This window comes from Sphingopyxis sp. GW821-FHT12C06 (genome assembly GCF_058807415.1).
Window position 1 is genome coordinate 189,985 of sequence record NZ_JBXAQR010000004.1, and the last position, 13,767, is coordinate 203,751.

Annotated in this window: 13 protein-coding genes and 1 tRNA gene; 9 read left to right on the plus strand and 5 right to left on the minus strand. The window is 64.7% G+C overall.

Features of this window, described 5'->3' with window-relative positions; translation table 11 throughout:
* Position 1: 1 nt before the first annotated feature.
* The 3 genes from AC1RRJ_RS13275 to AC1RRJ_RS13285 are packed head-to-tail and all read right to left on the minus strand — an operon-like array spanning position 2 to position 2,624.
* Positions 2-247 (minus strand): GlsB/YeaQ/YmgE family stress response membrane protein, encoded by a 246-nt coding sequence (locus AC1RRJ_RS13275; RefSeq protein ID WP_493123436.1) that lies wholly within the window; start codon positions 245-247, stop codon positions 2-4.
* Positions 244-1,449 (minus strand): M20 metallopeptidase family protein, encoded by a 1,206-nt coding sequence (locus AC1RRJ_RS13280; protein ID WP_493123438.1) that lies wholly within the window; start codon positions 1,447-1,449, stop codon positions 244-246. Before AC1RRJ_RS13280 ends, AC1RRJ_RS13275 begins: the two co-directional genes overlap by 4 nt.
* Entirely contained in the window at positions 1,446-2,624 is a 1,179-nt protein-coding gene (locus tag AC1RRJ_RS13285; protein ID WP_493123440.1) for an acyl-CoA dehydrogenase family protein, read from the minus strand. The genes AC1RRJ_RS13280 and AC1RRJ_RS13285 overlap by 4 nt, the downstream gene beginning before the upstream one ends.
* A gap of 79 nt (positions 2,625-2,703) precedes the next feature.
* On the opposite strand from AC1RRJ_RS13285, the gene AC1RRJ_RS13290 reads away from it, so the two are divergent.
* Positions 2,704-3,975 carry a dipeptidase gene (locus tag AC1RRJ_RS13290; RefSeq protein WP_493123442.1) on the plus strand — a complete coding sequence of 424 codons (1,272 nt, stop codon included), beginning with the start codon at positions 2,704-2,706 and terminating at the stop codon, positions 3,973-3,975.
* A gap of 85 nt (positions 3,976-4,060) precedes the next feature.
* Here AC1RRJ_RS13290 and AC1RRJ_RS13295 read toward each other — a convergent pair whose 3' ends face one another.
* A complete protein-coding gene (locus AC1RRJ_RS13295) occupies positions 4,061-4,486 on the minus strand; it encodes a DoxX family protein (RefSeq protein WP_493123444.1) in 426 nt (141 codons plus the stop codon).
* Positions 4,483-5,781, minus strand: coding sequence for an FAD-dependent oxidoreductase (locus AC1RRJ_RS13300; protein WP_493123446.1), 1,299 nt, complete (start codon positions 5,779-5,781; stop codon positions 4,483-4,485). Before AC1RRJ_RS13300 ends, AC1RRJ_RS13295 begins: the two co-directional genes overlap by 4 nt.
* Positions 5,782-5,952: 171 nt before the next feature.
* Here AC1RRJ_RS13300 and AC1RRJ_RS13305 point away from each other — a divergent pair.
* The 8 genes from AC1RRJ_RS13305 to AC1RRJ_RS13340 all read left to right on the plus strand — a co-directional run bounded on the left by AC1RRJ_RS13305 (position 5,953) and on the right by AC1RRJ_RS13340 (position 13,759).
* Positions 5,953-6,026, plus strand: a tRNA-Gln gene (locus AC1RRJ_RS13305).
* 338 nt (positions 6,027-6,364) lie between these two features.
* Positions 6,365-7,042 carry an STN domain-containing protein gene (locus AC1RRJ_RS13310; RefSeq protein ID WP_493123448.1) on the plus strand — a complete coding sequence of 226 codons (678 nt, stop codon included), beginning with the start codon at positions 6,365-6,367 and terminating at the stop codon, positions 7,040-7,042.
* 92 nt (positions 7,043-7,134) lie between these two features.
* A complete protein-coding gene (locus AC1RRJ_RS13315) occupies positions 7,135-7,710 on the plus strand; it encodes an energy transducer TonB family protein (RefSeq protein ID WP_493123450.1) in 576 nt (191 codons plus the stop codon).
* 36 nt (positions 7,711-7,746) lie between these two features.
* A complete protein-coding gene (locus AC1RRJ_RS13320; RefSeq protein ID WP_493123452.1) occupies positions 7,747-8,289 on the plus strand; it encodes an RNA polymerase sigma factor in 543 nt (180 codons plus the stop codon).
* A gap of 65 nt (positions 8,290-8,354) precedes the next feature.
* Positions 8,355-9,254 (plus strand): FecR family protein, encoded by a 900-nt coding sequence (locus AC1RRJ_RS13325; protein WP_493123454.1) that lies wholly within the window; start codon positions 8,355-8,357, stop codon positions 9,252-9,254.
* A gap of 76 nt (positions 9,255-9,330) precedes the next feature.
* Positions 9,331-10,131, plus strand: a complete 801-nt coding sequence (locus AC1RRJ_RS13330; RefSeq protein WP_493123456.1) for a helix-turn-helix transcriptional regulator — start codon at positions 9,331-9,333, stop codon at positions 10,129-10,131.
* A 255-nt stretch (positions 10,132-10,386) separates the two neighbouring features.
* Positions 10,387-12,051, plus strand: a complete 1,665-nt coding sequence (locus AC1RRJ_RS13335) for a ShlB/FhaC/HecB family hemolysin secretion/activation protein (protein ID WP_493123458.1) — start codon at positions 10,387-10,389, stop codon at positions 12,049-12,051.
* A 10-nt stretch (positions 12,052-12,061) separates the two neighbouring features.
* Entirely contained in the window at positions 12,062-13,759 is a 1,698-nt protein-coding gene (locus AC1RRJ_RS13340) for a DUF2341 domain-containing protein (RefSeq protein WP_493123460.1), read from the plus strand.
* Positions 13,760-13,767 lie beyond the last annotated feature (8 nt).

The window sequence follows — 13,767 nt, forward strand, 5'->3', positions numbered from 1 at the left end:
GTCAGCCGCCGATACCAAGAAGCCGCCCAACCAGAATCAGCACGATCGCACCGATCACCGATGCAAGGCACCCCGCGCGGTTGAAGTCGCCCTGACCGCGCGAGACAACGAAACCCGCGAGCAAGGATCCGCCGACGCCGAGCAATATCGTCGCGATCCACCCCATGTCGACCGCGCCGGGGTAGAAAAAGCGCGCCAGCGCGCCGATGATCAGGCCCGAGATAATGGCGCCGATGATGTTGATCATGCGTGGAATCCTTCGTTCAAAAACCGTTCGGCCAGTGCGGCGTGCAGCGCGGCGCCGCGCGCCATGACCTTTTCGTCGAGAACCATATGGTTCGAGTGCAGGCCGCAGCATGTCCGCCAGTCGCTGCCTTGCTCGCTCGCGCCAAGCCAGAACATCGCGCCGGGGACCTTCTCCAGCACATAGGCGAAATCCTCCGCTCCCATCACCGGATGCTCCATCGACAGCCAGGCATCCTCGCCGAACTGGTCCTCGACGACGCCCTGACCGAAGGCGACCGCGCGGCTGTCGCACACCGTGACCGGAAAGCCCTCGGTGATCACCACCTCGGCGGTGCAGCCATGGGCTTCGGCGATCGCGGGGATCAGGCGCTTCAATTCGCGCGCGACCTTCGCGCGCTGGTTGGCGCTGAGGGTGCGGATCGTGCCCTGCATTTCGGCGATCTCGGGGATGATATTGTTCGTCGTCCCGGCCGCGATCTTCGCGATCGTCACCACGGCGGGATCGAACACCGAAATCTTGCGGGTGATCATCGTCTGGATCGCGCCGACGATTTCGCACGCGACGGGGATCGGGTCGATGCTGTCCTGCGGCATCGAGGCGTGGCCGCCCGCGCCCTTGACCGTCACGCTCAGCACATCGGACGACGCCAGCAGCGCCCCGGCGCGCCCCGCGAAAATACCGTGCGGTGCATTGGGCATGATGTGGAGCGCGAAGGCCGCGTCGGGCAGCGGATCGAGGAGGCCGTCATCGAGCATGAAGCGCGCGCCATGATGTCCCTCCTCGCCCGGCTGGAACATGAACATCACCGTGCCGGGCAGGCGGTCCTGCGCCGCGCACAGCAATTTCGCCGCACCGACGAGCATCGCGACATGGGTGTCATGCCCGCACGCGTGCATCGCGCCGGTGGTTTCGGAGCTGAAGTCGAGCCCGGTGTCTTCGAGCAAAGGCAGCGCATCCATGTCGCCGCGCAGCAAGACGGTGCGTCCGTTCGCGGGCCCGCGCAGGACTGCGACGAGCCCGGTGGTCGACGGCCCCTCGCGAAACTCGAGCGGCAGCCCGGCGAGGGCCTCCTTGATCTTCGCGAGCGTCTTGGGGTTTTGCAGCCCCAGCTCGGGCTCGCGGTGAATCGCGCGGCGCAGCTCGACGAGGTCGGGGAGGAGGGGTTCGGCCTCAGCGGGCCAACTGTGGGTGATCTCGGTCATTTCTTTCCGCCTCCGAACAACTGCCGTCCGGCCAGATCGAGCATGATTTCCTCGCTGCCGCCACCTATCGCGTTGACGCGGACTTCGCGGTAGATGCGCTCGACCTTGCTGCCGGTGATATAGGACGCGCCGCCCAGCACCTGCGCCGCCTCGCGTGCGACGGCCTCGAGCATCCGCGTCGCCTGCACCTTCAGCATCGCGAAGTCGGCGGGGCGGGCGCATCCGGTTTTGACCTGCCATGCGGCGAGGTCGACCCATGCCTGCGTCGCCTCGATCTGGCGCTCCATGTCGGCGAGCTTGATGCGGATCGACTGGTGGCCGACGAGCGGTTTGCCGAAGGTCTCGCGGTTCTGCGCCCATTCGGCTGCTTCGGCCATTGCAACGCGGGCATAAGCGCAGCAACCCATCGCCATGCCGAGCCGTTCGCTGTTGAAATTGCGCATGATGCCGATGAAGCCGCCATTTTCGGGGCCGATCAGATTTTCGGCGGGGACGCGGACATCGCCGAAGTGAATCGCGGCGGTGTCGCTGCACCGCCAGCCCATTTTGTCGAGCCGCGTGCGTTCGACCCCGGGGCTGTCCATGTCGATCAGCAGCAGCGAGATCCCCGCCGCGCCCGGCCCGCCGGTGCGCACCGCGCAGGTCAGCCAGTCGGCGCGCATCCCCGACGTGATGAACATCTTGCCGCCGTTGACGACATAATCGTCGCCGTCCTTGATCGCGGTGGTCTTGAGGTTGGCGACGTCGCTGCCGCCACCGGCCTCGGTGATGCCGAGCGCGATGATCCTGTCGCCTGCGAGGACGGGCGGGGCGATACGCTGTTTCAGTTCGTCGGAGCCGAGCGCGAGCACCGGGGGCAGGCCGATGCCGTGGGTCATCAGCGACGCGCCGAGTCCGCCCGCACCGACCGCCGCCAGTTCCTCGGTCAACACCAGCCCGTGAAAATTGTCGAAGCCTTCGGAATGCCCGCCATATTCTTCGGGATAGCGCAACCCCAAGATGCCCGCTTCGGCGGCCTTTTTGTGCAGGTCGCGCGGCAGTTCGCCCTCGGCCTCCCAGCGGTCGATATGCGGCGCGATCTCGCGTGCGACGAAACGGCGGACGCTTTGCGCCAGCGCTTCGTGGGTTTCATCGTAGAAGGGAGAGCGCGCGCGCCAGTCGTCAAATGCTGTCATGGGCCCGATGCTGCGTGTCGCGGGCCGATCCGTCAAGCAGGGCTTGCGCGCTTCTATCAAGCGGTTAGGTTCTGCTCCCATGAAAACGTCGCACCTGCTCGCCGGCATTGCCGCCTTCGCCCTCGTCGCCACCCCCGCCACCGCGCAAAAATCGCCCGAGGCGGTCGCCGAAGCGGCGCTCAAGCGCGCGCCGGTGTTTGACGGGCATAATGACGTGCCGTGGGCGCTGCGCGACCATGTCGGCAATGTCATCAATGATTTCGATTTCCAGGATACGACCGACACCGCCAAGCCCGACGCATCGCCGCCCGAGATCGCGATGCACACCGACCTCAACCGGCTGCGCAAGGGGCGCGTCGGGGCGCAATTCTGGTCGGTCTATGTGCCGTCGAACAGCAACGAACCGCAGGCGATCCAGCAGACGCTCGAGCAGATCGACGTCGCGAAGCGGCTGATCGCGCGTTACCCCGCCGACCTGACGCTGGCGCGCAACTCTACCGAGCTTCAGGCGCAAATGAAGGCGGGCAAGGTCGCCGGGATGCTGGGGATCGAGGGCGGCCAGTCGATCGGATCGAGCCTCGCGGTCTTGCGCGAGATGCACGAACTGGGCGTGCGCTACATGACGCTGACCCACGGCAAGAATACGCCCTGGGCGGATTCGGCGACCGACGCGCCCGCGCACGATGGCCTGACCGATTTCGGACGTCAGGTGGTGCGCGAGATGAACCGCATCGGGATGATCGTCGACTTGAGCCACGTCAGCGAAGCGACGATGAAGGACGCGCTGGAAACGTCGAAGGCGCCGGTGATGTTCAGCCATTCTGGGGTGCGCGCGATCAATGATTTTGCGCGCAATGTTCCCGACAGCGTGCTGCCGCTGGTCAAGGCCAATGGCGGTGTCATCATGGTCGTTTTCCTTCCTGCGTTCCTCGACGCCGATGTGATGGCGCGCGGCGCCGCGCGGACGGGCGAGCAGGCGCGGCTGAAGGCGCTCTATCCGGGCGATCCCGCGGCCGTGGACGCGAAGCTCAAGGCATGGGAGTCGGCGAACCCGGCGCCCAAAGCAGGCGTCGGCAAGCTCGCCGACCATATTGACCATATCCGCAAGACGATCGGGGTCGACCATATCGGGCTCGGCGGCGATTATGACGGCATGGATTCGGGGCCGGTCGGAATGGAGGATGTCACGGGCTATCCGGCGCTGTTCGTCGAACTCGCGCGGCGCGGTTATACTCAGGCCGAGCTGGAGAAGATTGCGAGCGGCAATATGTTGCGCGTGCTGAAAGCGGTCGAGGCCGTTTCGGCGAGCCAGAAGGGGACGCCGCCGATCGAGACGCCGGTGGTGAAATAGCGCTTTCCCTGTTTCCGTTTGTGCCGAGCTTGTCGAAGCACCGTATTTTTCTGTGGGGTGGGTGAAGGACCGTCCTTCGACAAGCTCAGGACGAACGGACGTTGGGTGTGTCCCTGTTTCCGAACGGCCATTTCGCAGCGCCGCTCGCCCAGAGCGCCCACCAGATGATCAGCGGCTGCGCGGCAAGGCGCGGGCCATGATACCACCAGCCGAGCGTCTGACCGCCAATCGCGACCCCTGCGAACGCATGGTGGAAATTGGCAGGCCAGACGCAGAGCGCATAGAGCGCGAGGCCCCAGCCTGCCGCCTTGCGCGTATGCGGGACTGTCAGCCCGATCGCGCCGGCGATCTCGGCGATGCCGGTTGCCGCGACGACGCTTGCGGGCATCGGAACCCACGGCGGAGTGATCGCGACGAAGGGCGCGGGCGTCGCGAGATGGCGGTAGCCGGCATAGCCATAGGCGACGGCGAGCAACCAGCGCAGGCCGGTGCGCCAGATGCCGGGATTCACCGTCCGATGGCTTCGAGCATCGCCTCGATGGTCACGAATTTCTCGCGCGGATTGCCGTCGACCGCGGCGGCGATTTCGGCTTCTTCGATCCGGCGCCAGTCGCGGAAGGTCACCGGGGTGATGTTGCGGCTCGCGAGCAGCGCGTCGAGCCCCGGACGTCCCGCCTTGCCCGCGCCGCGGCCGATGTCTTCGATGACCATTTCGCCGACCCGCGCGCCGTCGGGCTTGTTCGTCCCGATCGTTCCCGAAGGTCCGCGTCGTGCCCAGCCGACGCAATAGAGTCCGGGCAGGATGCGCCCGTCGGTGTTGGCGAACCGCCCGCGGCCATGCTCATACGGTACGCCGGGGATCGGCGGGGTCTGATAGCCGATGCAGCTGATCACCAGCCCGGCCTCGATCGCATAGGTCTCACCGGTCGGGATCGAGCGCAGCTCGGCGTCGAGTGCGGTCTTCTCGACGATGATGCGCTGGACACGGCCTTCTTCGGCGCCTTCGATCGAGATCGGCATGGCGAAGAAGTCGAAATCGATCGTTACCGGTCTGGCGACGGGATTCGCCGAAAAGCTGCGTAAATGGCTGACCGACTTGCGCATCCCGGGTTCGAGCAGCGCGTCGTCGCCCTCGGGGGGCAGGTCGGCGGGGTCGACGCGGGGGCTCGCGCGTTCGAGATGACCCAACTCGCCCAGCTCCTTCGGTGTCATCGCAATCTGGTGCGGGCCGCGGCGGCCGAGGATGTGGATATGGCGCACCGCGCTTTGCGACAAGGCATCGCGGGCGTGGGCGACGATGTCGCTGCCGGCGAATTCGGCGGGGGTTTTGGCGAGGATGCGCGCGACATCGAGGGCGACATTGCCATTGCCAATCACTGCGACCCCCGCAGCATCGAGTGGCGGGTTGAGGTCGGCGAAATCGGGGTGGCCATTATACCAGCCGACGAAGGCGGCGCTCCCGATCACGCCCGGAAGGGTGGCGCCGGGGATGTCCAGAGGCCGGTCGTTCGGCGCGCCGGTCGCGAGAATCACTGCGTCGTAAAGATCGACCAGCTCGTCGATCGTCACGTCGGTGCCGACCGAGACATGGCCGACGAAGCGGACATTGTCGGTCAGCGCGACACCCTCGTAGCGGCGCGACACCGCCTTGATCGATTGGTGATCGGGGGCGACCCCGGTGCGAATCAGGCCATAGGGAACGGGCAGGCGGTCGATGACGTCGACGGCGATATCATCCGCCTTTTGCAATGTTTCGGCGGTATAATATCCCGCCGGGCCGGACCCGACGATGGCGACATGACGCATCAACCCACCTCCTTGCGGGGTGTCCTGCGCGGCGCGCAGTCCCCCTTTGTCATTGTCCGCGATGCTAGCGGCGAAATGGGCGAGGGCAAGGCCGCTGATGCGGCCAGAGCCGGATCTCGTCTCAGCGGCCTTGACAGCGGACCCGTGCAATCATATTGGGCCCGCCTCTGGTGCCCTGTCGTCTAATGGTAAGACTGCGGTTTCTGATACCGCCTATCGAGGTTCGAATCCTCGCGGGGCATCCAGAATTTTCTTCTAAAACATTGAAATAAATGCTTTTCTAGAAGAACCGCCTCCTCCTGCTCCCACATTTGTCAGAAGTTCCATCTCTCGAGCGGTCGTGTGTCCGCGCGCGCGGCATTGATGGTGGCCAGTGCCGTGCGGCATCGGCTTGCCCCAACCGGGGGCATGGGCGCTCTTGAGGTGGAAATTTCGACCTTTTCACCATCCTTTTCGCCACGACGGCTTCTGCACAATAGCGGTCGTTTTGGCGTGAGCATGCGCGATCGTCACCAAACTGCAATGCTGGCGGGCCAACTGCCCCCAAATCGCGACGGTCACTGCGCGGGGTCGATCAAGCCAAATGGGGCAGACGAGATATTTCGGCGACGGGGTGCTGCGCGCCTTCATTCTGTCACTGGCCTTGCTGTCGCAGGCGCTGGCGGTGGAGCCTGCGGCCGCGCGCGGGAAACAGGATGACTGGGGCGTCGCCGCCGGGCAGCCCTTGGCCGATGCGCTGCGCCAGTTCGGCAAGCGCAACGGCTATGATGTCATCGTTGCCGAAGAGCTGGTCGAAGGGAAGCGGACGGGCGCCGTCCACGAGGCGCGGACGGCGTATGAGGCGTTGATGCAGATGCTGGAGGGGAGTGGGCTGGTGCCGCGGTTCACGCGTCCCGATGCTCTTATCCTCGAGTCGGTTGCGCACCAGGCGCCCCCTGACATGTCGCTCGACGAGATTGACGTCCTGACCTCCGCTTTTCGTGCCAATAGCGACGAATATCGCTGGTATGGCGAAAAGCTGTTGGGAGCGAGCCTCGCGCTGTTGCGCCGATCCAGTGAATTGGGTGCGCGATCCTATGATTTCACGCTCTATGTCTGGCTGTCGGCGGACGGGCGCATCGTCGGTCTCGACGGCTTTGGCGCAGGGAGCAACGAGGAGGCGCTCGGCACGGCGCGCAGGCTCCTCGACGGTATGGTGGTTGGCTCGCCGCCGCCCGCGAATATGCCCCAGCCAGTCGGGCTGCGGATCGTCGCGCAATGATCGGGGTGTTCGAGATCGATGCATGTGGTGGGCGGAGCGTGTCGGACGGCCGCGGGTATGGCCCCGCAATTGCGCTTTCCATATGTCTTCACGTGGCGGGGATTATTTTCTTCAGTCTCGCCCATATCGGTAATGGCGCGGCCGGATCGCGGGAAGTGGAGAACGGAGAGCCGCTGACGGTCGAACTTCTGGCACCCGAAACCGCGGCGGGCACTTCGCGCGCGGGTGGCGGGGTTCCCGAGGTCCGCGAACTGCCCTTCACGCAGGAGGAAAGCGATCTGGCGATCCGGACGAAGGGGGCCGGCAACGCTCCTGCCGCAGGGAATGCGGAATTCGACGCCGAACTGGCGAGTTTGCTTGCGGATGATCCGCTTACCGGGGCAGGCAAGTCCGCCTATGGCACCATTTTGCGCAAGCATATTGCGGCGCACAGCCGGCGCCGCGGCGATCGCATAGGCCGGAACGACGCCGGGCTGGTCGTGCTGCGGTTCAGGGTTGCGCGCGATGGGCGCGTCGTCGATGCGCGCGTGCTGCGCTCGCCGAACAGCCTGATCGGTGAAAAGGCGCTCGCGGCGCTGTGGCGGTCGGAGCCCTTGCCGCAGGTGCCGGGTGAACTGGTCGCGCCGATCGAGGTCGATGTGCCGATCGACTTCCAGGTTCAGGGCTGAGTGCCGGTGCGCCCATCCCCGCCGCCCCGCTAGCCCATGGATACGCCCGCTCTTTTGCAGCGCTTCATGCAACTCTATCCCGATTTCCGGGAGCGGTTGCGGCGCCGTCTCGGCTCTGCCGATCTTGCCGACGAGGCGCTCAATGAAGTTTATGTCAAACTGCGCACAACCGAAAAAAGCTATCTGGTCCGCAACGCGCCCGCTTATTTATTCCGCCTCACGCTGAACGCCGCTTCGGACCTTCGGCGCTCGGCAAGCCGGCATTCGCTGGCGGAGCAGGTCGAAGCGGCGCTCGACATTCCCGATCCGGCGCCGTCGGCTGCGCGTACGGCGGAAGATCGTGAAGCGATCGGGCAGCTCGAAGCCGCGATCGCCGCCCTGACCGAACGACGGCGCATGGTGCTGATCGCGGTCCGCATGCACGAGCGGTCGTGCCGCGAAATCGCTGCGGAGATGGGCGTGACGACGCGCACCATCGAGATGGAACTGCGATGTGCGCTCGACCATTGCGCCGAATATCTGAAGAAGAGTGAACGAGAGGATTTCGCTTATGGCCAGCAGAAACCGTCTCGTCATTGAAGGACCAATTCGCTTTGACGACGCCTGATGACAATGAACTGGGGAGATGGCCTGACCGGGACGCGATGGCGCGTAGCTGGGTCGTGCGCCTGAAGTCGGGTGAGGCGACGCAGAGCGACGTCGATATGCTGCGGTCGTGGCGTGCAAAGAATGAAGAAAATGAAGGCGCGTTCCGTCAGGCGGTCCGCATGTGGGAACAGCTGGGGCCGGCGCTGGCGGGCGGCACCGCTTTGCCGGTGGCGCATCAAGGCCTGTCGCGCCGCTGGTTCCTTGGCGGCGGAGTCGCCATGGCTGCGGTCGTGGCGGTGGGGCTCGTGCCTTTGGCGACTCCCGTTCCGGCGGGTGCACGGGAATATCGAACGGGCAAGGGCGAGCGCCGGCTCCTTCGGCTCGAGCCCGAAGTCAGCGCCGAGCTGAACACCGATTCGCGGCTGCTTTTTTGGGCAGACGTAGCCGCGCCGCGGGTCGAGCTTTCGCGCGGCGAGGCGCTGATTGCGGCGATGTGCGACCCTGGCCGACAGCTGATCGCGACGGCGAAGGATGTTGAAGTCCGGGCGCAGGTTGCGCGCTTTTCGATGCGGATGGATGACGGCCTGATGCGCGTCGCATGCCTTGAGGGGCAGATTGAGGTGGTCTCTTCCGAAGGCCGTGCGACGATCGACGCCGGGGCCAGCTTCGATTTCCGGGGGGGCGCTGTGCAGCCGACGCCGCGGGATGTCGCCGAGAGCGCCGCCGCCTGGCAACGCGACCTGTTCCTGTTCAAGGATCGTCCGGCGGGCGAAGTGGTCGCCGAGCTCAATCGCTATCGGCCGGGCCGGGTCTATCTTCTGGGAAGCCGGAACGACGTCCGGATCAGCGGGGTCATCCATTTGGAGCGTGCGGATTTTGCCGTCGATCATATTGCCCGGTCGCTTGGCATGAAAGTGACGCGGCTTCCCGGAGGGATCGCGATCCTGCGAAATTGATGCGGCCGTTCGAGCGCGCAAAAAAAAGATTTCGCATTTCCCCATTCCCGAACGTCATTGGAACGAAGGGGACGAAATGAGTGCATGTCTTGCCTTGGAACCGCTGAAAAGGCTCGACGCCGGGCTTCCCGCGCTGTCGGGGCGGCTGGGGCAGGTGTGTACGCGCAAGGAAGCGTTCGACCTGCTCGCCGGCTTCCTTCGGGAACATGGCCTGTCCGATCTGATCCTGACGTTCATTCCGCCGGGCGACCTTGCCAATCAGGCGGTTCAATGGTCGACGCTGGCGAGCGAAACGTCCGATCGTCTGCGCGACATCGGCTTTGACGGGCGCGATCCGATCCGGCGGTTCGCGCGGCGATCGATCGAACCCTTTGTCTGGGACAGTTCCGAATGGCGCGGCGAAAGATCGTCGGTCGCAAGGGACATGATGGCTCATTTGCGCAAGGCGGGGATCGAAGCGGGGGCGAGTGTGGCCGTATGGGGGCGCGGCGGACGCGTTGCCATCGCGGATGTCATTGCGCCACCGTCGGTATTCGAAAGCTTGCCACCGTCTTTTCTCGATCTGTTTTTCGCGGCCACCGTGCTGACCGTGCGCACGATCGAACGGCTTTCGCTCATTCGCGGCAGCACGCCGTTGACGCGGCGGGAGATTGAAATCCTCGAGCTTGCCGCACAGGGGCTGACGAACAGTGCCATCGGTGCGCTGCTGGACATCGTCGAGGAGACGGTGAAATTCCACTTCCGGGGGATAAGAGAGAAGCTGAACGTCCGCAGCCGGGCGGACGCGATCATGCGTTTCGCGGTTCTGGATGCGTCTTGGTCGGGTGGCCGTGACCAGGCTTCAGAAAGCCGCTCGCGTCGACCCGATAGAATATAGAAAACAGATACACTGAATAATATGCGTCCACAAACTGGCTCGGATCAATATTGATCCGGGCCTTTTGTGCTGTGTGTTTCCACAACTATCTACTTAAAAAGGTTAGTATTTTCAGTGTAACAGTCACTCCTTAGCGGAGCGTTCATCGAGAGAGAATCGGGCTGACTGATTCGGCTTACCCGGGGGCGCTGCACTGCGATGGCTAGAAAAATGTTTACGGAAGAGCGGGGCGTTTTTCGTCGCTCACGCGGATGGATGGCGGCGGCGAGTATCCTGGCGCTCTGTGCCGCCAATTCGGCGGCGGCGCAGGACGAGGTTGCCGGCGACGCCGCGCAGCCGGGGGCGGAGGAATTCCGTTTCGATGTCATGGAATATGTCGTGCGCGGCAATTCGGTGCTGACGGCTGCCGACATCCAGACCGTGCTGATGCCGCACGCGGGCTATGGCAAAAGCGTTCCTGACGTCGAGGTCGCCCGGGTGGCGCTGGAAAAAGTCTATCGCGACCGCGGCTATGCGACCGTGGTTGTCGAAATCCCGCAGCAGGACGTCAGCTCGGGTATCCTTGAGCTGACAGTGACCGAGGGGAAGGTTGGGCGCGTTCGTGTGACGGGCGCCGATTTCGTGCTGCCGAGCGAGGTTCGCGGCGCGGTGCCCAGCCTCAAACCCGGAACCGTTCCCAATGTACCGGCGCTGCAGGAAGAGCTTTCGTCCGCGAACGCGCGCACGACGCGGACGATCACGCCCGAGTTCAAGGCGGGGGCTGCTCCGGGCACGGTCGACGTCGATCTGGCGATCGAGGACAAAAAGCCGTGGGGCGCGTCGGTCGAGGTCAACGACCAGTATAACCGGTCAACCGAGCGCTTTCGCCTCAACCTGTCGGCCAACTACGACAATCTCTGGCAGGCGGGGCACAGCGCCAACATCTTCTTCCAGACGGCGCCCGAGGATTTCAATCAGGTCCAGGTCGTGTCGGCCTCCTATTACGCGCCGCTCGGCTACAGCCGGTCGAGCCTGCTCGGCTATATCGTTAATTCGAACACCGATGTCGCGACTGTCGGCGGGCTGACTGTGCTCGGTAACGGCTTGACCGTCGGCGCGCGCTTCATGCGGACCCTTGGCAATTCGCCGCAGGGCACGGTCCAGTCGCTTTTGTTCGGCGTCGATTACAAGGATTATCTCGACCAGATCGGGCTCGTTGACCCGGAGACCGGCAAAACGCTGACCTTCGACACGCCGGTCGCTTACTTGCCCTTCACTGCGCAATATCGCTGGCTGGGTGGCAACACGAAATCGAACGGCGAATTCAGCATCGGCGCGACCTTCGGCTTCGACGGGCTGGTCGGCCGCCAGCGCGAATTCGGCTATGTTCCCGACAATCCTCTGACCCCGAACGTCAACGAGGAATCGGTCGGCAAGCGCGCGGGCGCGGAGGCCAGCTTCATCTATTTCTATGGTAGCGGTGTTTATAATCGCCAGCTGGCCAAGGATGTCGACCTGCGCGCGGCGCTCGACTGGCAACTGGCTCCCGCGCCGCTGATTTCGAACGAGCAGTTCGTGCTCGGCGGGGTCGGCAGCATCCGCGGCTATCGCGAAGCCGAAGTGCTGGGCGACAGCGGCGCGCGCCTCTCGCTCGAGCTGGGATACAAGGTCCCGACCAATTCGGACGGCAAGGTCGACTTGCGCGTCGCGGCCTTTCTGGAGGGCGGCCACGCCTGGATCGAAAGCCCGCTTCCCGAAGAAAAATCGTCCTTCTGGCTTGGCAGCGCCGGCCTGACGACCCGGTTCGATGTCTACAAGATTTTCTACGGTCAACTCGACCTTGCTTATCAATTTCGATCGGATCCGACGAAGTCGGGGCAGCCTGTCCAAGACGATCTTGGCGGCCTGCGCGCGCACTTCAAAGTCGGCCTGAAATACTGAGGAAATACCCATGAAGAAACTGATTTTCGGTGCGGTCGCGGCTGCGATCGGCCTGTTTTCCATGTCGGGAACGGCATCGGCGCAGACACAAGAGGCCGCGTGGCTCGACGACAATCTGTCGGTGCGCAAGGAGATTGTCGTCAAGCCGGGCGCCGATGGCGCCGGCCTCGACGCCAAGACCGCGACCTTTCCTTTCGTTCTCCGGCTCTCGACCCAGACCTTTGCGTTCGATGACGTGAAGCCCGACGGCTCAGACCTGCGTGTCGCAGGCCCCAAGGGCGAACGCGTCGACCATTATGTCGAGAATTTCGACCCCAAGGCGGGGCTCGCGACGGTGTGGGTGAAGGGCGTCGGCCTCGATCCCGCATCGAGCCAGACCTATCACCTCTATTATGGCGGCGACGTCGCCTCGACTGCCAATCCGGCGGGCGTGTTTGACGCGTCGGAAATCCTCGCGCTCGATTTCTCGGGCTCGCCGGTCAAGGATCGCACGCGCAACAATAACAGCGTCTCGACCGTCCCGACCGCGGCGGGCTTCGCCGGTCAGTCGGCGGCGTTCAGCGGCAAGGAGGTGCTGCGTGTTGCGGGGTCGAGCAGTCTGAACATCGGCGGCCGTCCGTTCACCTTCATGCTGTGGGTCAAGCCGGGCGCCGCGGGCAATGGCAGCCTTGTCGACCGCGCCGGCTCCTTCTCGATCGCGCTCGCCGGACTGACGCCTGTCGCGACCGTCGGCGGCGCGCAAATCCCGTCGACGGCCGCCTTGAAGCCGGGCGCCTGGAACCATGTCGCACTCGTCGTGCGCAGCGATGGCCGCGCCGAACTTTTCGTCAACGGGACTCCGGCGGGTGCCGGCAGCGCCGCGCTTCCCGCGCAGCAGGGCGACATCGTCGTTGGCCAGGGCTTCGCCGGCCAGATCGACAATCTGCGCTTCGCCGCCGCCGACCGCAGCGTGGGCTATGTTCAGGCGGTCGCCCGCTCGGATAACGGCCGCGGCCTCGTCACCTTCGGCGCCGAACAGGAACGCAGCGGGCATTTCGAGGTCGGCTATTTCGTCACCGTCGTTAAGAGTGTGACGATCGAAGGCTGGCTCGTCATCGCGCTGTGCGGCATCCTGCTGGTGCTCGCGATCCGCGTCATGATCCAGAAATTCCGCCTGCTGAAGCGGATCGAAACCGAAAACGGCCAGTTCGAAAAGGCCTATGCCACGGAAGCGCAAATCGACGGCGCCGCGCTTGGCCAGCATGCCGAAAAGACCCCCAGTTCAACGCTGTCGCAGCTCTATCAGGCGGGTCTGCTGGAAGTCGCCAACCGCTCGCAGGCCGGACGTGCACGCTTCACCGGTCCGGCGATCGAGGCGCTGAAGGCCCGCATCGACGCCGTGTCGTCGAACCAGGCTTACAGCCTCTCCGACAAGCTCGTCATCCTGACGCTGTCGATCGCGGGCGGCCCGTTCCTCGGCCTGCTCGGCACCGTGGTCGGCGTGATGATCACCTTCGCGGCAATAGCGGCGCAGGGGAACGTCAATGTGAACGCGATCGCACCGGGCGTCGCCGCGGCGCTGCTCGCCACCGCCGCCGGCCTCGCCGTCGCGATCCCGGCGCTGTTCGGATACAATCTGATCGTCACCCGGATCAAGCGCATCAACGCCGCCAATCGCTCGTTCGCCGACGCTCTCGTCGCGCGGATTGCCGAAGAATATGGCGCTTAAGGAGCCGG

What these genes read in the sequence shown, in the direction of transcription:
- AC1RRJ_RS13275 (WP_493123436.1), bottom strand. Translation starts at nt 247, where the DNA reads ATGATCAACATCATCGGCGCCATTATCTCGGGCCTGATCATCGGCGCG.
- AC1RRJ_RS13280 (WP_493123438.1), bottom strand. Translation starts at nt 1,449, where the DNA reads ATGACCGAGATCACCCACAGTTGGCCCGCTGAGGCCGAACCCCTCCTC.
- AC1RRJ_RS13285 (WP_493123440.1), bottom strand. Translation starts at nt 2,624, where the DNA reads ATGACAGCATTTGACGACTGGCGCGCGCGCTCTCCCTTCTACGATGAA.
- AC1RRJ_RS13290 (WP_493123442.1), top strand. Translation starts at nt 2,704, where the DNA reads ATGAAAACGTCGCACCTGCTCGCCGGCATTGCCGCCTTCGCCCTCGTC.
- AC1RRJ_RS13300 (WP_493123446.1), bottom strand. Translation starts at nt 5,781, where the DNA reads ATGCGTCATGTCGCCATCGTCGGGTCCGGCCCGGCGGGATATTATACC.
- AC1RRJ_RS13310 (WP_493123448.1), top strand. Translation starts at nt 6,365, where the DNA reads ATGGGGCAGACGAGATATTTCGGCGACGGGGTGCTGCGCGCCTTCATT.
- AC1RRJ_RS13320 (WP_493123452.1), top strand. Translation starts at nt 7,747, where the DNA reads ATGGATACGCCCGCTCTTTTGCAGCGCTTCATGCAACTCTATCCCGAT.
- AC1RRJ_RS13325 (WP_493123454.1), top strand. Translation starts at nt 8,355, where the DNA reads ATGGCGCGTAGCTGGGTCGTGCGCCTGAAGTCGGGTGAGGCGACGCAG.
- AC1RRJ_RS13330 (WP_493123456.1), top strand. Translation starts at nt 9,331, where the DNA reads ATGAGTGCATGTCTTGCCTTGGAACCGCTGAAAAGGCTCGACGCCGGG.
- AC1RRJ_RS13335 (WP_493123458.1), top strand. Translation starts at nt 10,387, where the DNA reads ATGGCGGCGGCGAGTATCCTGGCGCTCTGTGCCGCCAATTCGGCGGCG.
- AC1RRJ_RS13340 (WP_493123460.1), top strand. Translation starts at nt 12,062, where the DNA reads ATGAAGAAACTGATTTTCGGTGCGGTCGCGGCTGCGATCGGCCTGTTT.